Below are 20608 nucleotides of genomic sequence, written 5' to 3'. Positions count from 1 at the left end.
ACCTCGACCATCGGTGATCCGATGGACGGGGTATCAACATATCTGGCGTTGACTTTTGGCACGCTGTTGAGTTCTCAAGGAACGGACGCTTCCTTCGTACTCACCCTCTCGGGCTTTCCTCCGGGCGCTTCCCTTCGGTGTTTCCAACTCTACCAGGGTTTTTCCGTCTCTCTGACCATCCTCCTGCGGGCATGCAGAAGGAGACCCCGAGATAGGATCTGACGAGTTGGGTGCCGCCGGGCGAGGACGCCTTGATCGCGTCGCTCAGCCTCAAGCAGGAGTACGACTGTACACGGGGCCGTCGAGCGGGTGCAAATCACTGGAGGAGGTGGTCTAGACCTCTATTCAGGAGCTATCGTGCGGAACCGCTACTTCCTGTGACATACGCTGCTGCGCAGTGCGCCGTCCGGGACAGGCAGTGACGGCCCATACATCTCCACCCCTGGGAGGCTTCCCATGACCACCGTGACGTCCCCGTTGTCAGGACGCGCCATCGGACTGGCCGCTGTGCCGGATCCGGTCTTCTCCGGGGCCATGGTCGGCCCGGGCACCGCCATCGACCCCGTTCGTGAGCCTTCCGAGGCGGTCTCCCCCGTGGACGGCGTCGTCGTCTCTCTCCACCCTCACGCCTTCGTCGTCGTCGACTCGAACGGGCACGGGGTGCTCACCCACCTCGGTATCGACACCGTGCAGCTCAACGGCGAGGGCTTCGAGCTGCTGGTGAACAAGGGGGACACCGTCACGCGCGGCCAGGCCGTCGTGCGCTGGGACCCGGCCGCCGTCGAGGCCGCGGGCAAGTCCCCGGTGTGCCCCGTCGTGGCGCTCGAGGCCACCGCCGAGGCGCTCTCGGAGCTTCGCGAGGACGGCGAGGTCAAGGTCGGCGACGGTCTCTTCGTCTGGAAGTGACGTCACTGCCGTCCTAGGGCGGCCAGGCAGGACAACCACCGCGGCGGCGGGGCCCGCCGCACTATCGGAGACGGGTGAGATGGAGACAACGCTGCGAGGCGTCGGCGTGAGCCACGGTGTGGCGATCGGCCAGGTTCGGCACATGGGGACGGCGGTGCTCGAACCGCCCGCCAAGCAGATCCCGGCCGAGGAGGCGGAGCGTGAGCAGGGGCGCGCCCGCAAGGCCGTGGAGGCTGTGGCGGCCGACCTGATTGCGCGCGGCAATCTGGCGGGGGGCGAAGCCCAGGCGGTGCTCGAGGCGCAGGCCATGATGGCGCAGGACCCCGAGCTGATCGCGGACGTGGACCGGCGGATCGCCGTGGGCAGCACGGCCGAGCGCGCGGTGTACGACGCGTTCGCCGCGTACCGCGATCTGCTGGCTGGCGCCGGTGAGTACCTGTCCGGCCGTGTCGCGGACCTCGACGATGTGCGGAATCGTATCGTCGCCCGGCTGCTGGGGGTTCCGATGCCGGGCGTGCCGGACAGCGACAAGCCGTATGTGCTGGTGGCGCGTGATCTTGCGCCGGCCGACACAGCGCTGCTGGACCCGACGCTGGTGCTGGGCTTCGTCACCGAGGAGGGCGGGCCGACCAGCCACAGCGCGATCCTGGCCCGGGCGCTCGGGGTGCCGGCCGTGGTGGCGCTGCCGGGCGCCGGGGAGCTGGCCGAGGGGACGGTCGTCGCCGTCGACGGCAGCACCGGCGAGATCTTCGTGGACCCGAGCGAGGAGAAGAAGGCGGCGCTGGAGGCGGCGGCTGCCGAGCGCAAGGCCGCGCTGGCCGCGTCGACCGGTCCGGGGGCCACGTCCGACGGTCACAAGGTGCCGCTGCTCGCCAACATCGGCGGTCCGGCGGATGTGGCCGCGGCGGTGGAGGCCGGTGCGGAGGGGGTCGGTCTGTTCCGGACCGAGTTCCTGTTCCTGGACGACAACAAGAAGGCTCCTTCCGAGGAGAAGCAGGTCGAGGCCTACCGGCAGGTGCTGGAGGCGTTCCCCGAGGGCCGGGTCGTGGTGCGGGTGCTGGACGCCGGTGCGGACAAGCCGCTCGACTTTTTGACGCCGGCCGACGAACCGAACCCGGCGCTCGGTGTGCGGGGCCTGCGGACGCTGCTGGACCACCCCGAGGTGCTGCGCACCCAGCTGACGGCGCTGGCGAAGGCGGCCGAGGGTCTGCCGGTCCACCTCGAGGTCATGGCGCCGATGGTGGCGGACCGTACCGACGCCAAGGCGTTCGCCGACGCGTGCCGTGCGGCGGGGCTGCGGGCGAAGTTCGGTGCGATGGTGGAGATCCCGTCGGCCGCGCTGCGGGCGCGGGCGATCCTCCAGGAGGTCGAGTTCCTGTCGCTCGGCACGAACGATCTCGCTCAGTACACCTTCGCCGCCGACCGCCAGGTGGGTGCGGTGTCCCGCCTCCAGGACCCGTGGCAGCCGGCGCTGCTCGATCTTGTGGCGATGTCGGCCGAGGCCGCCAAGGCCGAGGGCAAGAGCTGCGGTGTCTGTGGTGAGGCGGCGTCCGACCCGCTGCTCGCCTGTGTGCTGACCGGCCTGGGCGTCACCTCCCTTTCCATGGGTGCGGCGTCGATTCCTTACGTCCGGGCGACGCTGGCGAAGTACACGCTGGCGCAGTGCGAGCGGGCCGCGGCGGCCGCGCGTGCGGCGGACACGGCCGAGGAGGCGCGCGGCGCTGCTCGGGCGGTGCTGTCCGGCGAGTGATCCGGTACGCCGGCTGAGGCTGTGGCCAGGGGCGCTCCACCTTCGGGTGGGGCGCCCCTGGCGTGTTCAGTGCCGGTGGGGTGCCGGTGCGTCGTCCCCGAGGTCGGGCGGTTCGCAGTAGTCGACTCCTGATTCGGGTGCGATCAGGTCACCGGAGTCGACGTCGGTGCAGTAGGCGTCGAAGACCTCGCCGGCGGTGAGAGCCTCCAGTCCGTTGCCGCGCAGGCGCCAGCCGTAGATGCGGTCGGCGGTGCCGGGAGCGCTGGTGCGCATGACCAGTCCGCCGGGGCTGTGGGTGGCGATGCCCAGGGCGAGGACGGTGGTGAACTCGAGGGCTTCGGACTCGTCGAGTTCGGTGGCGCCGTCCTTGTCGTCGGCGTGCAGGACGGCAATGAGGGGCTCGGGGGTCGCCGAGACGCTGCAGACGAGGTGGTGGTGGCCCGGTGGGGCTGTGTCGAGGATGCGGACGAGGAGGGTCGAGGCGCGGGTGAAGGCGGCGTGCCCGAAGTCCTCGCCGCACGTGGCGCAGGAGCCGGCGCGGGCCAGGAGCGTGGACGCGTATTCCCAGGTGGCCTGGCGGACGGCCTCGTCGACGAGTGCGGGGACGAGGTCGGTGAGGGGCCGGCCGTCGTAGGGGATGCTGGGTCCGTTGGCGGCCAGTTCTGCGGTGAAGCGGCTGCGGCTGGCCGGGGCGTCGGGGTCGAGGCCGGTGTCGGCGCAGTAGTCGGCGTATTCCTGGGGGTCGAAGAGGGCGACCGTGGTGTGGGTGCCCTGGGCGGCTCGGGTCTTGAGCAGTGCCTCGACCTGCTGGAGGTAGGTCTGGTGGTCGTCGAAGGTGAAGGTGCGGTAGCGCCGCATGGCGCGGAAGTCGTGTTCGTCGGTGAGCAGGCCGATGGTGCCGGCGATTTCGCGGTGCAGGGCGCGCCGCGTGGTCAGGTTGTCGGTGTGCGCCATTGTTTCCCCCTGTGCGCGCAGTCGATCAATGCTCACTCACAGTAACGGGCGGCACTGACAACGGCGTCCGGGCGGCCTCGGCCGGCGCTGGGTGCGCGGTGGGCCGGGCCGCTCGGAGGGAGTGGTCGCCGGGTGGGGTCAGGCGCGTTTGCGGGCCAGGTCCTCGTAGAAGTGCAGCAGGTCGAGGTTGTCGACGGAGCCGGGGTTGACCGCTTTGTCCAGGGGGGTGCCCTGGAGGAGGCGCTTGACGGGGACCTCGATGCGTTTGCCGGTGAGGGTGTGCGGGATGCCGGGCACTTCGATGATCTCGTCGGGGACGTGGCGTGGTGAGAGCTGTTCGCGGATGGTCTGCTTGACGCGGTCGCGGAGGGTGTCGTCGAGTTCGGCTCCGGGGGCCAGGTGGACGAACAGGGGCATCCAGTAGCCGCCGTCGGGTTGTTCGATGCCGATGACGAGCGATTCCTTGATCTCGGGGAGGCGTTCGACGGCTTCGTAGATGTCGGCCGACCCCATGCGGACGCCCTGACGGTTGAGGGTGGAGTCGGAGCGGCCGTGGATGACGACGGAACCGCGGCTGGTGACGGTGATCCAGTCGCCGTGGCGCCAGACGCCGGGGTAGGTGTCGAAGTAGCTGTCGTGGTACCGGCTGCCGTCGGGGTCGTTCCAGAAGTAGATCGGCATGGACGGCATGGGGTTGGTGACCACCAGTTCGCCGACCTCGTCGATCAGGGGTTTGCCGCTGGGGTCCCAGGACTGCAGGTCGGTGCCGAGTCCGGGTGCCTGGAGTTCGCCGACGTGGACGGGGAGGGTGGGGACGGCGCCGGCGAAGCAGGAGCACACGTCGGTGCCGCCGCTGACGGAGGCGATCCAGAGGTCGTCGCGGACCTCGTCGTGCAGCCAGCGGAAGCCGTCGGGCGGGAGGGGGGAGCCGGTGGTGGCGACGCAGCGCACGGAGGACAGGTCGTAGTCCCGCGCGGGGTGGACCTGCGCCTTGCGGCACGCCATGACGTAGGCGGCGGAGGTGCCGTAGAGGGTGGCCCGGGTGCGTTCGGCGATGCGCCACTGGGCGCCGGTGTCGGGGTGTCCGGGGCTGCCGTCGTAGAGGACGATCGTGGTGCCGGTCAGGAGGCCGGAGACGAGGAAGTTCCACATCATCCAGCCGGTGGACGTGTACCAGAAGAAGCGGTCCTCGGGGCCGAGGTCGCAGTGCAGGCCGAGCTGTTTGAGGTGCTCGACGAGGATGCCGCCCTGGGACTGGACGATCGGCTTGGGCAGACCGGTGGTGCCGGAGGAGTAGAGGACCCACAGGGGGTGGTCGAAGGGGACCTGCTCGAAGTCGGGTTCCACGTCCGCGCTCGTCAGGGCCGGCCACTCCAAGGTTCCCTCGGGGGCCTCGGTGCCGAGGAGGGGGATGTGGACGACCGCGCGGAGGCTGGGCAGCTCGCGGCGGAGTTCGGCGACGGTGTCGCGGCGGTCGTGTTCCTTGCCGCCGTAGCGGTAGCCGTCGACGGTGAAGAGAACGACCGGTTCGACCTGCTGGAAGCGGTCGAGGACGCTGCGGGCGCCGAAGTCGGGGGCGCAGGAGGTCCACACGCCGCCGACCGCGGCCGTGGCCAGCAGGGCGACGACGGCCTCGGGGATGTTGGGGAGGTAGCCGCTGACGCGGTCGCCGGGGCGGACGCCCAGGGCGCGCAGTTCCGCGGCCAGGGAGCCCACCTGGCGGCGCAGCTCGGACCAGGTCACCGCGCGGGGCTCGTGTGTCTCGTCGACGCAGAGGAGGGCGGGTTCGTCCGCGCGGGTCGCGGTCGCGCGCAGGGCGTGCTCGGCGTAGTTCAGGGTGGCTCCGGGGAACCACTGGGCGCCGGGCATCGCGCGGTCGCCCAGTACGCGCGCGTAGGGGGTGGAGAAGCGGACGTCGAACCATTCGGTGACGGCTTTCCAGAAGGTGTCCAGCTCGTCGACGGACCAGCGGTGCAGTGCGGCGTAGCCGCCTTCGGTGGGGGCGCCGTGGTGTTCGGCGGCCCAGGCCTGGAACCTGGTGATCTGTGCCTGGGCGATGCGTTCCGGATCGGGCTGCCAGAGCGGCTGGGGGTTCTCGGTCGACATGGGGCGGCTCCCGGACTGTGCGCGTCGTGTGCGTCCTCCGCGCACGTGCTGGGGTGTGCGCGTGACGCGGCTGACAGGGACGATGCCATGTGATCGTTCTCGACACCAGGGTCCGCCGCACATAGTCCGTGTCGTGAAGATGTGGTCCCGGCACGGGTGAACGGCAGTTGAACGGGGCCCGCCGGTCGTCCGGACAGTGGCAGGGTGAGCAGCATGGACGGTCGTGACCTGGTGCGTTCGATGAAGGCGGTCGGTTCCGTGGGGGCGGCGCAGGGGTTGCGTATCGTGCGGGCGGCGTGGCGCAGGAAGCGTGTGGATGCGAGCGGGCTGCCGCCGCGCGGGGCGGAGCGTGCGCGGGTGCCCGGTGTGCTGGAGTCGGCGGAGCCCGGGCCCGGCGGGGGGACGCTGCGGTTCAGCCGGTCGGAGCTGCGGATCACGGTCACGGTGAGCGGGGCGGTGTTCTGGGGGTGGGACGGGGCCGGTCCGGAGCCGTCGTACGCGCTCGCGGGGCGCTGTCCGGAGCCGGATGCGCGGGCGGTGCTGGAGCCCGACAAGGACGGCGGCTGGCGGGTGGTGGCCGAGCGGATGACGGTCGTGGTGTCGCGGCACGGGGCGATCGAGGTGCGCACCCCGGGTGGGGTGACCCTGCGCCGGGATCTGCCGCCGCGGTGGTGGGAGCCGGTCGGCGGGGGCACCGCGCGGTGGATGCAGCGGTCGGAGGTGCCGGCGGACGCGCGGTTCTTCGGGCTGGGCGGGCGGGCGTCCGGGCCGCGGCTGCGGGACGGCGCGTACCGGCTGTGGAACACCGACCCGGGGCGGGCCTTCGGGCCGGTGGACGATCCGCTGTACATCACGATGCCGGTGCACCTGGTGGTGGCCGACGCGGGCACGCATCTGATGTTCCACGACACCACGTGGGACGGGACGGTGCTGCTCCGTGAGGGCGAGGAGGGTGCCGGTTCGGGGCACGACCGCGGCGGGGTGTGCGAGGTGCGGATGGACGGCGGTCCGCTGCGCTGCTGGGTGGTGGTGGGGACCCCCGCGCGGGTGCTGCTCGGCTGGGCGTCGCTGACGGGGGCGCCCGCGCTGCCGCCGGCGTGGGCGCTGGGCCATCACCACGCGCGGTGGGGCTTCGGGAGCGAGCAGGAGGTGCGCCGGATCGTCGCGGGCTATCAGGAGCGTGGTCTGCCGCTGGACGCGGTCCATCTGGACATCGATCACTACGAGGAGCACCGGGTCTTCACCGTCGATCCGGATCGCTTCCCGAAGCTGCCGCAGCTCGCCGACGACCTGCGGCGGGACGGGATCCGGCTGGTGTCGATCGTGGACGCGGCGGTGAAGGCGGGGCCCGGTGACGCCGTGTACGACGGCGGGACGGCCGTGGACGCGTTCGTGCGGGACGGCTCGGGGCGGCTCGTGCGGGGTGTGGTGTGGCCCGGGGAGTCGGTGTTCCCGGACTTCACGGACGCGCGCGTGCGGCAGTGGTGGGGCGGGCTGTACGAGGAGCGGCTGGCGCAGGGGTTCTCCGGGTTCTGGCTTGACATGAACGAGCCGACGTCGTTCGCGGCGTTCGGGGAGACGACGCTGCCGCGGTCGGCGCGGCACTCCCTGGAGGGGCGCGGGGGTGACCATCGGGAGGCGCACAACGTCTATGGGTTGTGCATGGCGCGGGCGACCTACGAGGGGCTGGCCGAGCTGGCGCCGGGGCAGCGCCCGTTCGTGTTCTCGCGCTCGGGCTGGGTGGGGATGCAGCGTTACGGCGGGACGTGGTCGGGTGATGTGGCGACGGGCTGGGCGGGGCTGCGGGCGTCGCTGTCGCTGGTCATGGGGCTCGGCCTGTGCGGGGTGCCGTACTCGGGGCCGGACGTGGGCGGCTACGACGGCAGTCCGTCTCCGGAGCTGTATCTGCGCTGGTTCCAGCTCGCCGCGTATCTGCCGTTGTTCCGCACCCATGCCGGGCTGCGGGCGGGGCGCCGGGAGCCGTGGGAGTTCGGCCCGGAGGTGCTGGAGCACGCGCGCGTGGCGCTGCTGGAACGGCGCCGGCTGCTGCCGTACTTCGTGACGCTGGCGCATCTCGCGCGGCGTACGGGGGCTCCCTATGTGCGGCCGTTGTGGTGGGGGGCGCCGGAGGACCGGGCGCTGCGCGACTGCGAGGACGCGTTCCTGCTGGGCGACTGTCTGCTGGTGGCGCCGGTGCTGGACCCGGGCACGGACCGGCGGGCGGTGCGGCTGCCGCGCGGGCGGTGGTACGACACGGCGACGGAGCGGGCGTACGAGGGTCCCGCGCGGGTGCTGGTCGATGCCCCGCTGTCGCGGATTCCGGTGTTCGCGCGCGCGGGTGCGGTGATTCCCGTCCGCGGGGACGACGGTGGTCTGGAGCTGGAGGTGTGGGCTCCCGTGCGGGGGCGGACGGGGCGGGGGCTGATGGTGTCAGATGCCGGGGACGGCTGGGAGGAGGCTGAGCTCGAGCGTTACACGTCACGCCGGTCGGGCCGGCGGGTGGTGGTCGAGCGGGCGGGTGAGGAGGGCGGGGCGGAGCCGCCCTGTCCGGTGCGGGTGCGGGGGCTCGGGGCCGAGTAGGTCCGGTGGAGCGGCCTCAGAGGTAGCGGCCCTCGAACCAGGCGCGTACGGCGAGCGTGTGCAGGGGGAAGGCGAGCTCCCGCGGCCTGCGCAGGAGGTACCAGCCCGCCGTCTCGTCGGTGGCGGCGGAGTCCGGCAGTCCGGCGGCGGGACGTTCCGGCAGGAGGCCGAAGAGCAGCAGGTGGCCGTCGGGGGAGCTCATCGCGTCGGCGAGGCGTACGTCGCGGGCCGCGGCGTCGATGCCGGTCTCCTCCTCGAGTTCCCGGACGACGGCCCGGCGCCAGTCCTCGCGGTCGTCGACGTATCCGCCGGGCAGGGCGATGCCCCCGCGCGCGGGGGCCACGGTCCGGGTGATGACGACGAGGGCGGTGCCCCGGGTGTCGTACACGGGCTGGAGGGCCACCGCGACCGGCAGGGGGTTGCGGTAGGCCACGGTGCCGCAGGAGGGGCAGGTGCGGGGCCAGCCGGAGACGCCCTCTCCGTAGGGCGCGCCGCAGCTCGAACAGTGCGAGCCCGGAGCGGAGCCGGAGTGCAGGGATTCGGACACGGCGCGGACTGTATCCGATGACGGAGTCGGCGTCTCCGGGGGGCGGGGTTCAGTGGCCGTGGGCGAGGGAGCCGGCGGACACGGGGAAGTCGAAGTAGGTGTCCGGGTAGGGCTCGGGCTTGTAGGTGAAGTGCCACCACTCCTCGGGGAGGTTCACGAATCCGAGGGCTTCGAGGGTGTTCTTCAGCAGCAGGCGGTTGGCCCGCTGCTCTCCCTGGACGCGCGGGTCGAGGGTGTGGGAGAGGGTGTCGAAGCAGTCGAATCCGGTGCCCATGTCGACGGAGTTGTCGGGGAAGCGTTCGTCCTGGGGGGCGTAGCAGGGCACGAGCGGCTGTCCGGGCACGTACGGCCGGGTCGGCTTGGCGGGGAGTTTCACGAGGGTGAGGTCGACGGTGGAGCCGCGGCTGTGGCCGGATTTCTCCGCGATGTAACCGTCCGCGAACAGGCGGGTCTTGTCGACGTTCGGGTAGAACTCGGTCTTCATCGCCTGGTCGTCGAGGTCCTTGGCCCAGCGGACGAAGTGGTCCACCGCGCGTTGCGGGCGGTAGCAGTCGTAGACCTTGAGGGTGTAGCCCTGGCGCAGCAGTTCCGTCTGGGCCCGGTGGAGGGCTTCGGCGGCGGGGCGGGTGAGGATGCACAGGGGCTGCCGGTAGCCGTCGATGCGTTCGCCGACGAAGTTGTGCGGGGTGAAGTAGCGCATCTCCTGGATGATCGTGCGGTCCACGGCCCGCAGCGCCACGAAGTCGTCGGGCGCGGTGGGTTCGGCCCTGGCCTGGGCGGGGACGGTGGCGGTGGTCGTGGCCAGGAGGGCGGCTGCCGCGGTGATCAGGGCGCGGGTGAGGTGGCTGAGTCGTGTCATGTTCCCTGCGTCTATCAGGTGCGGGTTGCGTGGGGGAAGCGATCGGATACGGTCCGCGCGGGTCGTGGGGTTCACGGTGTTCGGTCGAAGCCGTGTACGAGCGCGGCCTCACCGTCGTAACCCACAGGCGGCAAGCTGTTCGTACGCTGTGTGACCGGCCGGGAATGCTGCGTGAACGTCTCATGAACTGGGCCAGGGCGTGCGTGGGCGGCGACATCATGCTCCCGTGCACTCCTGGTCGGACACGCTCCGCTTCGCTTTTCAGCCGGTGGTCAATCTGTCCACCGGCGGGATCGCGGCGCAGGAGGTCCTCGCCCGCCCGGAAACCGGCGACGTCCTGGCCGAGGCCCGCCGGGACCCCGAACTCGACGGCCGGATGGCCGCCCTGGCGGTCCGGGCGGCGGTGCGCCACGAGACGCTGCTGCCGCTGCACGTCAACGTGTTCGCCGGGACCCTCGCGGATCTCGGCGGGCTCGCCGCGCTGTACGACGCGGTGCGCGCGGCCGGGCGGCTGCCTGGGGAGGTGACGGTCGACATCGGTCCGCCGTACACCCATGTTCCGCAGCGGGCCCTGCTGGACGCCGTCGGCGCCCTGCGGGAGCTGGGCTTCCGGATCAGCGCGGACGGGGTGGGGGACGGCGACCTGCCCCTGCGGCTGCTCGCGGATCTGGCACCCGACCTGGTGAAGCTGGACGCGTCGCTGCTGGCCCGGCCGGCCGCGGTGCGGGCCATGCGGACGCTGTGCGACGAGGTGGGAGCGCTCCTCGCCGTCGAGGGCGTGGAGACCGAACTGCAGTGCGCGGCGGCGCTGTCGGCCGGGGCGCAGCTGGCGCAGGGCACCCTGTTCGCCCCGCCGACCAGGCTGCCCGCTGCGGGCGTGTACGTTCCGCCGCGCTCCCCCGGCACCGAGGGGGCGCCGCGGACCGGGCCGTCGGTGCGGGAGTTCGTGCGGCCGGCCGCGCTGCTGCCCGACACCGCGTCGGCGTCCGAGGTGCGGTCGCTGCTGACCGGGTCGCCGGACGTGTCGGGGGTGCTGCTCGTGGACCGCGACGGGGTGCCGGTGCGCTCGGTGCACCGGTCGCGTTTCCTGCTGTCGATGTCGGGGCGGTACGGGCACGCGCTGTACGCCGACCGGCCCGCCGCCAAGCTCGGCGACCCGCCGCGCACGGTGGGGGTCGACGCGACCGCGTGGGAGGTGTTGGACGTGGTGGCCGACGGCGAGCGGGACCGTACGTCGGACGATGTGGCCGTCGTCGACGCGTTCGGGCGGTGCGTGGGTGTCGTACGGCTCGCGGATCTGGTGCGGGCGCTGGCCGAGTCCCGGGTGGAGGAGGCGGCCGGGCTCAATCCGCTGACGCGGCTTCCGGGTTCGGACGCGATCACCGGTGAGGTGGACCGGCGGATCGCGGACGGGCGGGCCTTCGCGCTGAGCTGGCTCGACGTCGACCACTTCAAGCAGGTGAACGACGGAGCCGGGTTCGCGGCGGGGGACGAGCTGATCCGCGCGGTGGGGCGGGCGTTGCAGCGTGCGGCCTCGGGGAGCGCCGACCGCGTCGGACACATCGGTGGTGACGACTTCCTGGTGCTGACGGATCCGGAAGGGCTCGATCCGCTCGCCGCGTCGGTGCTCGACGTCCCTTGGTCGGCGGGCGGACGGCCGGTGACGCTGTCCCTGGCCACGGTCGTGTGCGGGCCCGGCAGTGTGGCCGACCACCGGCAGGCGGCGGCTTGTCTCGCGCCGCTGAAGAAGGCGGCGAAGGCGTTGAGCGGGGCCAGTTGGGTGCTGGGCCGCGCGGGGGTGGCGGGGCATCGGGTGCTGCGGGGTGCGGAGGGGGTGCCTCGGCAGGCGGAGCGTCGGGGGGTGGGGGCGGACTACCGGGGGGTGGAGGTGGAGTACCGGGGGGTGGAGGTGGAGCGCCCGGTTCCGGAGGCGGAGTACCGAGGGGCGGAGGCGGAGCACCGGGCGGCGGAGGCGGAGTGCCGGGTTCCGGAGGCGGAGTGCCGGGTGCCCGAGGCGGGTCTGAGCTGATCGGCCGTCAGGGCTGCTGCGGGGCCGTGGAGGAGAGCCTCGGGTGGGGCGAGGACGGGGACGCCTAAGCGGCCGCGCGCGGGGTATCCGAAAGTGCGGCCCGTACCCCAGTCGGCGGGGGTACGGGCCGTACCAGGGCGGTGGCCGGTCCGAGGCGGTCGCCGGGGTCAGGTCGTGACTTTCTGGCGGCGGTCGCGGGCGTGGGCCATCGCGTGCCGGACGACGCCGATGAGGACCTCCTTGACGGACTCGCGGTCGCGGGCGTCGCACAGCAGGAGGGGCACGTGGTCGTCCAGGTCGAGGGCCCTGCGGACCTCCTCCGCCGGGTAACGGACGGCGCCCTCGAAGCAGTTGACGCCGACCAGGAAGGGGATGTTGCGCCGCTCGAAGTAGTCGACGGCGGCGAAGCAGTCCTCCAGGCGGCGGGTATCGGCGAGGACGACGGCGCCGAGCGCGCCCTCGGACAGCTCGTCCCACATGAACCAGAACCGCTCCTGGCCGGGCGTCCCGAAGAGGTAGAGGACGAGGTCCTCGCGCAGGGTGATGCGGCCGAAGTCCATCGCCACGGTGGTGGTGCGCTTGCCCTCGACACCGCTGGTGTCGTCGACGGGGCGTCCGGCCTCGGTGAGCGGTTCCTCGGTGCGCAGCGGTCTGATCTCGCTGACCGCGCCGACGAGGGTGGTCTTGCCCACGCCGAAGCCGCCGGCCACCAGGATCTTGAGCGTGACGGGCTCGACCGGGGGCTTGCCGCGCTCAGAACGCCCGAAGATCATCCGTCTCTTCTCCTGCTCGATGGGGGGTGGATGGGCGCCGCGCCATGACCCCTACGGCGGTGAAGGCGCCCTTGGTCACAGCGCCCGGAGGCCGTTGATCACGTCGCGCAGAATGCTCTCGTCCGGCAGTTCGGCCGGTGGCACCGGCCGTGTCACATGGACGAACTCCGCGTCCACGAGGTCGCCGATGAGGACCCGTACGACGCCGATGGGCAGGTCGAGTTCGGCGGCGAGTTCGGCCACCGACTGCGGCTCCTCACGGCACAGTCCGACGATGTGCACATGCTCCGGGGACAGCGTCGGGTCCCGTTCCGGGTCGCCCGCGTGGGGCTCCGTGACGACCACCGCGATCACGTCGAGGCGGTGCTGGGCCGCATGGCTGGTGCGGCCGCGCGTCATGGCGTAGGGGCGGACGACCGGTCCTGCCTCGTCGTCGAACCAGTGGCTTCTTGCCTGTCCGTCTGCGCTCATGCCATCCCACTACCCGCCCGCGGGCCCATCGGTGCGCGGAGCGGTGGCCAGATGCGTCCCCACCCGCTTCACGAGGAGCGTCATCTCGTAGGCGACCTGGCCGATGTCCGAGTCGGCGTCGGAGAGGACGGCGAGGCAGCTGCCGTCGCCGGCGGCCGTGACGAACAGGAAGGCGTCGTCCAGCTCGACCACCGTCTGCCGGACGTTGCCCGCCTCGAAGTGGCGGCCGACGCCCTTGGCGAGGCTGTGGAAGCCGGAGGCCACGGCGGCCAGGTGCTCGCTGTCCTCCCGGGTCAGGTCCTTGGAGACCCCGGTGGGCAGTCCGTCGCCGGACAGCACGACGGCCTTGCGGATGCTCGCCACGCGGTCCACCAGGTCGTCGAGCAGCCAGTTGAGCTCCCCTGACTTGCCGGTCGTGGCGTGGTCGGTCGCCTTCGGTGCGGTCATCGACCGTCCCCCTTAGTCGTTCGGTGTGGTGCTGTGCCGCTCTGGGCGTCGTCGCCCACGGCGTTCTCCTCGCGGCCGCGCCGCCAGCCACGCTGGAGCGAGGCCATACGGCTGCGGACCTCGTCGGCGTCCCGCTCGTCGGGCGCCGCGCGGTCGTCGGTACGGCGCACCGGTCCCTGCCGCAGCTGCGGGGCGAGGCTGGCCTGCCGCACGCGCCGGGGCAGCGGGCCGGACTCGGATCCGGAGCCGGAGCCTGGGTGGGTGCCGGGGTCCCCCTCGGCTGGGGACGTGGTGCCGGCCGTGTCCGTCGTACGGCTCGAAGAGCCGGTGGTGTCGGCCGTACGACCCAACGAGCCGGTTGTGTCGGCCGTACGGCCCGAAGAGCGGGTGGCGTCGGCCGCGCGGGCCCCGGTCTCGGCAGGGCCGTCCGCGCGGGACGGGATGTCGGCCGCGCCGGGCAGGGCGCGTAGCGAGGACGTGGTGCGGTCGCCCGGGTCGTGGGCCGGGGAGGCGGCACGGTCGCGCCGCGCGCGTGGCGGTGCGTCGGTGCCGTCGTCGGGGTGGGAGCCGACGGGGGTGACGGGAGCCGTGTCGTCGTCGCGGGGCGCCGCGCTGTCGCGGGAGTCCGGGTGGGCAGGTGAGGTGGTGCCGCGGCCCAGTGGGGAGCTGCCGCGGCGGCGGGTCGGGAGGGGGGTCGCGCGGTCGGGGTCCGAGGCGCGCCGGGCGGGGCCCGCAGGCGGCTCGTCGTCCGGGTCCACGCGGCGGGTGCGCTGGTCGGTGACCGGGCGTCCGTGGTAGCTGACCAGCTTGGGCGTGCGGCGGCGGGGCAGCGGCACGGGGGCGTCGAGGTGTGCGTCCTCGTCGGTGGCGTCGCCCGCGGGCAGGTCGCGGGTGCGGGAGGCCACCGGGTGGCGGGGGCCGGGACGCGCCGGAGTCTCCTCGTCGGCGGGGGCGAGGGAGCGGCGGGGGCGGAACAGCCCGCCGCGCTCGGTGTCCTCGCTGTCGAGCACGCCGGGGAAGTCGTCGAGGGCGTCGAGGTCGACGGGGGCCTCCAGTTCGACCGGTCCGTCGAGCAGCGAGGCGGGCAGGCCGGGGACCTTCACCGGCGCCTTGGAGAGCGCGGTACGGCGGCCGTCGGCCTCGGGCTCCTTGGCGGGCCGGGGCCGGTCCAGGCGGAAGCCGATGCCGTTGGTGTCCGGGACGTCGTCCGTCAGGAGGGTGTCGGGGATGAAGACGACGGCGGTGGTACCGCCGTACGGCGACGGCTGGAGGGAGACGCGGACGTTCTGCCGCTGCGCGAGCCGGCTGACCACGAACAGGCCGAGCCGGTCGGTGTCGGACAGTTCGAACTCCGGGGTCTCGGCGAGCCGGAGGTTGGCGTCGAGGAGCGCGTCGGCCGCCATGCCGAGGCCGCGGTCGTGGATCTCGAGGGTGAAGCCGTTGGCGACCCGCTCCCCCACGACCTGGACGGCGGTGTGCGGCGGGGAGAACACGGTGGCGTTCTCCAGGAGTTCGGCGACGAGGTGGGTGAGGTCGGCGACGGCCGGTCCGGTGACGGCGATCCGGGGCAGTCTGCGGACCTCGATGCGCTCGTAGTCCTCGACCTCGGCGACGGCGGCCCGTACGACGTCCATGAGCTGGATCGGCTTGCGCCACTGCCGGGAGGGGGCCGCGCCGGAGAGGATCACCAGGCCCTCGGCGTGCCGGCGCATGCGCGTGGTGAGGTGGTCGAGGCGGAAGAGGTCGGCCAGTTCCTCGGTGTCCTCGGTGCGGCGCTCCATGGTGTCGAGGAGCGTGAGCTGCTTGTGCAGCAGGACCTGGCTGCGGCGGGCGAGGTTGACGAAGACCTCGGAGACCCCGGCGCGCAGTTCGGCCTGTTTGACGGCGGCTTCGACGGCGGCGCGCTGGAGGGTGTTGAGGGCCTGGCCGACCTCGCCGATCTCGTTCTTGTCGTACTCCAGGCGCGGGACCTCGGTCTCCACGTCGACCTGTTCGCCCGCGGAGAGGCGGCGCATCACGCTGGGCAGCCGCACTCCGGACGCCTCGTGGGCCTCCAGGCGGAGCTGACGCAGGTCGCGGATGAGGCCGCGGCCGATGCGCACGGAGACGACGAGGGAGAGGAGCAGGGCGGCGAGGCCGAGGGCGCCGGCGAGGACGACCTTGACGATGACTCCGGTCGCGATGGGCCGGACGCGCTCCTGGTAGCGGTCGGCCGCCTCGTCGTCGAGGGTGCCGAGTTCGGCGAGGACGTCGCCGGCGGCGGTGTCCCAGGTCCGGGCGGTGACGCCGCTGGGGGTACCGCCGGACCGGGTGGCCACGGCTGCCTTCTCGGCGACCCTCAGGGGGGCGGTCTCGGCGTTCTTCCAGAAGCGCTCGTAGCGGTCCCGGTCCGTGGCCGGGAGCAGCGACCGGTTGGCGTCGTAGAGCAGCGTGCGCTGGGCGATGAGGTCGGAGATCTGGCGGACCTCGTCGCGGGAGAGCCTGCCGACGACCAGGGCGGAGCCGAGCAGGGCGTCCTCGCGGGAGAGGAGTTCGCGGGCGCGGGAGAGGTTGACGAGGGCGCGGTACTGGGCGTCCATCTCCACGTTGTCGACGACGTGGAGGTTGGCCAGCAGCGCGTAGCACGGGTCGACCAGGCGGTTGTACAGCTCGAAGGCGTGGGCGCGGTCGACGGTGCCGTCGGCGATGCTGCGGCGCAGGGACTCGATGCCGTCGAACGCCTCCAGGACGGCGGTCAGACGCTCGCCGTCGCTCGCGCCGAGGGCGTCGCGCACATCGGGGTCGCGGGCGTTTCTGCGGATCTCGGCCACGGCCTCGTCGGTGGCGGCCTGGCTGCGCTTCAGCGCGGCGAGGCCGTTGGAGGCGCGGGGATCGGCGAGGTGGACGAGGGCCTGGCGGCGCTCCTGCTGGAGCACGCGGACGGTGTCCTCGGTGGGGTAGCCGATCTCCTCGACGAGGGACGACACACTGAACAGCCGGGCCGCCTCGCGCCCGGTGAGCACCGTGGCGAAGGCCCAGATCGCGGTCAGGGACACCAACGGCACGAGCAGCAGCGCCACGATCTTCCGGCGGATGGACTTCCCGCGAAAGCGCATGGCCTCCCCCAGCTCGACCCCCACCGGCAGGGGGTACACATGTGCGTCAACAAACGGCGCGAGCCTACTACCGACACACAGGTATCTCGAAGGGCGTTCCGGAGGGCGAACTTCCGTACCCGGCGCCGGACATGGGGAGTTGTCGGGTCATTGCGGGAGATTGCCTCCCCGATTCGGGCGGCGCGCCGGCGACCGGACCCGGTGGGTGCGCCCGGACGATTGGCCGGATTTTTTCGCCGGCGGGGAATCTTCGCGGAGTGCCGTTCGTCCTTCATGACAGGGAATGGGGGCGGAATCGGCCACAGGAGCCGCAACCCGCACCCGGGCGGCGTAAATCAGCGCAAGCCGGGCAGCCACAGGGGAGTCGGGTCTTCGGACCGGGGCGAGCGGATCTGCTGGGCGGTGGGGAGTGACACGGTGATGGGCACGTTGGAGCGGCAGCACGAGGCGCCGGTGGCGAGCACGGCGGGTGCCCGCGGGTCCGGTGAACCGGACGTCGGTCAGGAACGGCCGTATTACCGGCCGTTGTGGGTCGAGGAGCCCGCGAAGCGGCGTCGGCTGCCCGATCCGGTGCGTACGGCGGCCGTGCGGGCGGTGCTCGTCATCGCCGTGACGCTGATCCAGGCGATGGTGGCGTTCCTGTGCACTCTGGCCGGATCCTGGCTGGCGTTCCCCATGGTGCTCAGCAGCGTCGCCAGCACGGTGGTGGCCACCTGGGCGGCGCTCGACGTGTGGGTGACGCGTCAGGTGTGGACCCAGCGCAACGGCGTGGTGTCGACGCCGAGCAGCACGGCACGCGCGCTGCGCCGCGAGCGGCGCCGGGTGCGCCGGCAGGCCCGGGTCGCCGAGCGGACGCAGAAGCGAATACGCCGGTCCGGCGGCGCCGAGCAGCTCTCGCATTCCTGAGGGCACCGGGGCACCGGTCCGGGGTCAGGTCGGGACCATCCGGCCCTCCCCACGGCTGAGTTCGCGTCGGGCTCGCATGAAGGGCCGGGGACGGTCGACGGCGAGCACGGCGGTCGTACGGCCCTCTCGCTCGTACAGGGCGAGGAAGCCGTCCGTCGCCGGGGCGGGCGTCGCCGCGGTCTGACCGGGGGCGGGCCGGGGCGTCTCGGCCGCGGCGGCGGCGAGGAGGCCGGCGGTCTCCCCCTCGACGATCCGCACGACGTCCCCATCCTGCCGCCGTCCGGCGAACTGGATGCGCGCTCCGTACTGGTCGGACCAGAAGTACGGCACCGACCGCGCGGTCTCGGCCGTGCGTCCGGCGAGGAGGTTGGCGACGGCGACCCGGGGCTGCTCGGTGGCCGAGGTCCAGTGTTCCGCGCGGACGCCGCCCACGCGGGCGACATCGCCGACCGCGACGACCTGCGGAAGGGAGGTGACACAGCCGTCGTCGCACAGGACGCCGTCGTGCAGGGCGAGCGTGGAGCCCGCCAGCCAGGCGGTGTTGGGGGTGGCGCCGATGCCGACGATGACCACGTCGGCGGGGAGGCTACGGCCGTCGGACAGGTCCACGCCGGTCACGGTGACCGTGCCGCGCAGCCCGGCCACGCCGACGCCGGTCAGCAGCTCCACTCCGCCGCGCCGGTGCAGTGCGGCGCACACCGCGGCCAGTTCCGCGCCGAGTTGGGCCAGCAGTGGCAGCGGGGCGGCTTCGACGACGGTGACGGCATGGCCGAGGGCGGCGCAGGAGGAGGCCGTCTCGGCGCCGATGAAGCCGGCGCCGATGACGACGACCCGGCGCGGGCCCCGGGTGAGGTCCTCGCGCAGGGCCCGGGCGTCGTCGAGGGTGCGCAGGGTGTGGAGGCCGGCCAGGCTGTCGCCGGGCAGCCGGCGGGCCGAGGCGCCGGTGGCGATGACGACGCCGTCGGTGGAGACGGTGCGGCCGTCGTCGAGGAGCACGGTGCGACCCCGGGCGTCCAGACCGCGGGCGCGGACGCCGAGCAGCCACTCGGCGCCGAGTTCGGCCTGTTCCTCCGTGTCGAGAAGGGAGAGATGGGTCTCGTCGGCGCGGCCGGTGAGGAAGTCCTTGGACAGGGGCGGCCGGTCGTAGGGCGGGTGCGGTTCGTCGCCGACGATCACCAGTCGGCCGTCGAAGCCCTGGGCGCGCAGCTCGCGGGCGGCGTAGAGGCCGGAGAGGGAGGCGCCGACGATGGTCACGGTCCTCATGGGGCGGGGCTCCTCTCGGGTCGGGCCTCGGCTTCCGCTTCGCTCATGCTCGGGGCCGCAGCCGTGACCGCAGCCGTGACCGTGACCGGAGCCGGGGCCTCAGGGACACCAGGAGCCGCAGGCACACCCAAGGCGCGGCCCCATCCGGTCGCCGCTGTCACCGTGCTCACGCGGCCGTCCCCTCCTCCGCGGCGAGGTGGACGTGGATCACGCCGTCGTCGACGGTGACGCGGTGGGTGCGGACCGGGCGGCGGGCCGGGAGGCAGGTGGGCCGGCCGGTGCGCAGGTCGAACGAGGCGGCGTGCAGCGGGCACTCGACGAGGCAGCCCTCGAGCCAGCCGTCGGAGAGGGAGGCATCCTGGTGGGTACAGGTGTCGTCGATGGCGTACAGCTCGCCGTCCTCGGTGTGGAAGACGGCGACGGGCGGTGTCGTCTCGACGCGGATGGACTCGCCCTCGGGGAGGTCTTCGAGGCGGCAGACGGGTATCACGGGCCCCCCTCTCGGTCCGGGACGCGGGGTCCGGACCTCTTGGTCCAGGCAGTAAGGGAGTGCGGGGAACGCGGGACGTTCCGCGCGAGCGGACCGGCGCTGGTCCGGGCGGCGCGCCCCGGTGGTGCGGCGTCCTCTTCCGAGAGGCGGACGCTTCGGTAACATGATGTTTCGCATGGCGCATTGGCTAGCGCTATGCGCAACAGAATCCGGGCGGGGCGACCGTCGCGTCAAGGGTTTCCCGCAGATGCGGCCCAAACAGGGCCGTCAGGTGGTGAGAGTCGAGCTATGGCCCGCACGCAGAATCAGTCAGAGCACGCCGGCGACGGCGGCGCGACCACGGTGAAGCAGGGTGGCCGGGGAGCCGCCAGTGCCGTGCAGTCGGTGGACCGCGCCGTCAGCGTCCTGGAGATCCTCGCCCGGCTCGGGGAGGCGGGCGTCACCGAGATCGCCGACGAGCTGGACGTGCACAAGTCCACCGCGTTCCGGCTGCTCGGCGTCCTGGAGAACCGCGGCCTGGTGGCCCAGGCGAAGGACCGCGGCAAGTACTACCTGGGGGCCGGCGTCCTGCGGCTGGCGGGGGCGGCGGCCGTGCGGCTGGACATCTCGCAGGAGGGCGTCCCGGTGTGCCGGGAGCTCGCCGACGAGCTGGGCGAGACCGTGAACATCGCGGTCCTCGACGACGACGCGGCCGTCAACATCATGCAGGCCCGCGGCACGGCGTCGGTGACCGCGCAGAACTGGCTCGGCCGGCGTACGCCGCTGCACGCGACGTCCAGCGGGAAGGTGCTGCTCGCGCACATGCCGCCCACCCTGCGCGAGGGCCTGCTGGCCCGGCCGCTGCCCCGTTTCACCGAGCGCACCATCACCGGCGCCTCCATGCTGCGCGCCGAGCTGGAGGCCGTGGTCGAGCAGGGTTACGGGGTGACCGTCGAGGAGCTGGAGCTGGGGCTCGCCGCCGTGGCCGCGCCGGTCCGTGCGCACGACGGCAAGGTGATCGCCGCGATCAGCGTCTCGGGTCCGGTGTACCGGCTGAACTCCGACCGGCTGCCGGAGCTGGCCAAGCGCACGGTGGCGGCGGGCGCCGAGCTGTCGCGCCGTATGGGCTACGGCTTCTGAACGGGCTACGCCTCCTGACGGACGCGCGGGCCCTCACCGCACAGCGACTCACCTCACCCCCCGGCGACCGCCTCCCATCCACACGGCGACCGCCTCCCATCCACACGGCGACCGCCTCCCATCCACACGGCGACTGCCCTCCATCCACACGGCGACTGGCCTCATCCGCACAGCAACTCACCCCGGCCACACAGCGGCGGGGGGGGGGGGGGGGGGGGGGGGGGGGGCGCCCGCGGGGGGGGGGGGGGGGGGGGGGGGGGGGGGGCCGCGGGGGGGGGGGGGGGGGCGGGGGGGGGGGGGCGCCGGGCCGTCG

16 protein-coding genes are annotated in these 20608 nt (G+C 72.9%); 6 read left to right on the top strand and 10 right to left on the bottom strand.

The genetic code is table 11. The annotated features are described in order from the left end of the window. Positions 1-456 precede the first annotated feature (456 nt). Positions 457-906, top strand: coding sequence for a PTS glucose transporter subunit IIA (locus ACIG0D_RS34805; protein WP_399809319.1), 450 nt, complete (start codon positions 457-459; stop codon positions 904-906). Positions 907-985: 79 nt separating this feature from the next. Beyond that, positions 986-2656, top strand: coding sequence for a phosphoenolpyruvate--protein phosphotransferase (ptsP, locus tag ACIG0D_RS34800; protein ID WP_399809316.1), 1671 nt, complete (start codon positions 986-988; stop codon positions 2654-2656). A 66-nt stretch (positions 2657-2722) separates the two neighbouring features. Here the strand turns inward: ptsP and ACIG0D_RS34795 are convergent, their stop codons facing one another. Both ACIG0D_RS34795 and ACIG0D_RS34790 read right to left on the bottom strand, forming a co-directional pair. Beyond that, the gene (locus tag ACIG0D_RS34795; protein ID WP_399809313.1) at positions 2723-3610 is read right to left on the bottom strand and encodes a hypothetical protein; all 888 of its coding nucleotides are present in this window, start codon (positions 3608-3610) and stop codon (positions 2723-2725) included. Between the two features lie 138 nt (positions 3611-3748). Then, the gene (locus ACIG0D_RS34790; RefSeq protein WP_399809310.1) at positions 3749-5716 is read right to left on the bottom strand and encodes an acetoacetate--CoA ligase; all 1968 of its coding nucleotides are present in this window, start codon (positions 5714-5716) and stop codon (positions 3749-3751) included. A gap of 213 nt (positions 5717-5929) precedes the next feature. On the opposite strand from ACIG0D_RS34790, the gene ACIG0D_RS34785 reads away from it, so the two are divergent. After that, positions 5930-8296, top strand: coding sequence for a glycoside hydrolase family 31 protein (locus ACIG0D_RS34785; RefSeq protein WP_399809307.1), 2367 nt, complete (start codon positions 5930-5932; stop codon positions 8294-8296). 16 nt (positions 8297-8312) lie between these two features. Here ACIG0D_RS34785 and ACIG0D_RS34780 read toward each other — a convergent pair whose 3' ends face one another. Further along, positions 8313-8843 (bottom strand): NUDIX domain-containing protein, encoded by a 531-nt coding sequence (locus tag ACIG0D_RS34780; protein ID WP_399809305.1) that lies wholly within the window; start codon positions 8841-8843, stop codon positions 8313-8315. A gap of 49 nt (positions 8844-8892) precedes the next feature. Further along, positions 8893-9702: a M15 family metallopeptidase gene (locus ACIG0D_RS34775; protein WP_399809302.1), complete on the bottom strand. Its 810-nt coding sequence runs from the start codon at positions 9700-9702 to the stop codon at positions 8893-8895. Positions 9703-9928: 226 nt separating this feature from the next. On the opposite strand from ACIG0D_RS34775, the gene ACIG0D_RS34770 reads away from it, so the two are divergent. Beyond that, positions 9929-11731 (top strand): EAL domain-containing protein, encoded by a 1803-nt coding sequence (locus ACIG0D_RS34770; RefSeq protein ID WP_399809299.1) that lies wholly within the window; start codon positions 9929-9931, stop codon positions 11729-11731. A gap of 167 nt (positions 11732-11898) precedes the next feature. Here the strand turns inward: ACIG0D_RS34770 and ACIG0D_RS34765 are convergent, their stop codons facing one another. The 4 genes from ACIG0D_RS34765 to ACIG0D_RS34750 form a co-directional block, all read right to left on the bottom strand. Next, on the bottom strand, positions 11899-12504 hold the full coding sequence (locus ACIG0D_RS34765; RefSeq protein WP_399809296.1) for a GTP-binding protein: 606 nt from the start codon (positions 12502-12504) through the stop codon (positions 11899-11901). A 75-nt stretch (positions 12505-12579) separates the two neighbouring features. Next, on the bottom strand, positions 12580-12975 hold the full coding sequence (locus ACIG0D_RS34760) for a DUF742 domain-containing protein (RefSeq protein WP_399809293.1): 396 nt from the start codon (positions 12973-12975) through the stop codon (positions 12580-12582). Positions 12976-12984: 9 nt separating this feature from the next. Continuing rightward, positions 12985-13422 (bottom strand): roadblock/LC7 domain-containing protein, encoded by a 438-nt coding sequence (locus ACIG0D_RS34755; protein ID WP_399809291.1) that lies wholly within the window; start codon positions 13420-13422, stop codon positions 12985-12987. After that, positions 13419-16517 (bottom strand): nitrate- and nitrite sensing domain-containing protein, encoded by a 3099-nt coding sequence (locus ACIG0D_RS34750; RefSeq protein WP_399809289.1) that lies wholly within the window; start codon positions 16515-16517, stop codon positions 13419-13421. Before ACIG0D_RS34750 ends, ACIG0D_RS34755 begins: the two co-directional genes overlap by 4 nt. A gap of 402 nt (positions 16518-16919) precedes the next feature. On the opposite strand from ACIG0D_RS34750, the gene ACIG0D_RS34745 reads away from it, so the two are divergent. Continuing rightward, positions 16920-17423 (top strand): hypothetical protein, encoded by a 504-nt coding sequence (locus ACIG0D_RS34745; RefSeq protein WP_399809286.1) that lies wholly within the window; start codon positions 16920-16922, stop codon positions 17421-17423. A gap of 24 nt (positions 17424-17447) precedes the next feature. Here the strand turns inward: ACIG0D_RS34745 and ACIG0D_RS34740 are convergent, their stop codons facing one another. Then, a complete protein-coding gene (locus ACIG0D_RS34740; RefSeq protein ID WP_399809284.1) occupies positions 17448-18686 on the bottom strand; it encodes an NAD(P)/FAD-dependent oxidoreductase in 1239 nt (412 codons plus the stop codon). Positions 18687-18852: 166 nt separating this feature from the next. Further along, positions 18853-19176 (bottom strand): bifunctional 3-phenylpropionate/cinnamic acid dioxygenase ferredoxin subunit, encoded by a 324-nt coding sequence (locus ACIG0D_RS34735; RefSeq protein WP_365768559.1) that lies wholly within the window; start codon positions 19174-19176, stop codon positions 18853-18855. Positions 19177-19464: 288 nt separating this feature from the next. Between ACIG0D_RS34735 and ACIG0D_RS34730 the strand changes: the two genes are divergently transcribed. Continuing rightward, positions 19465-20295 carry an IclR family transcriptional regulator gene (locus ACIG0D_RS34730; protein WP_399809281.1) on the top strand — a complete coding sequence of 277 codons (831 nt, stop codon included), beginning with the start codon at positions 19465-19467 and terminating at the stop codon, positions 20293-20295. Positions 20296-20608: the final 313 nt, after the last annotated feature.

The organism is Streptomyces sp. NPDC052773 (assembly GCF_044547145.1).
Taxonomy (GTDB): domain Bacteria; phylum Actinomycetota; class Actinomycetes; order Streptomycetales; family Streptomycetaceae; genus Streptomyces.
The sequence above is the reverse complement of the archived record's forward strand: the minus strand, read 5'-3'. Positions and strand labels throughout refer to the sequence as shown.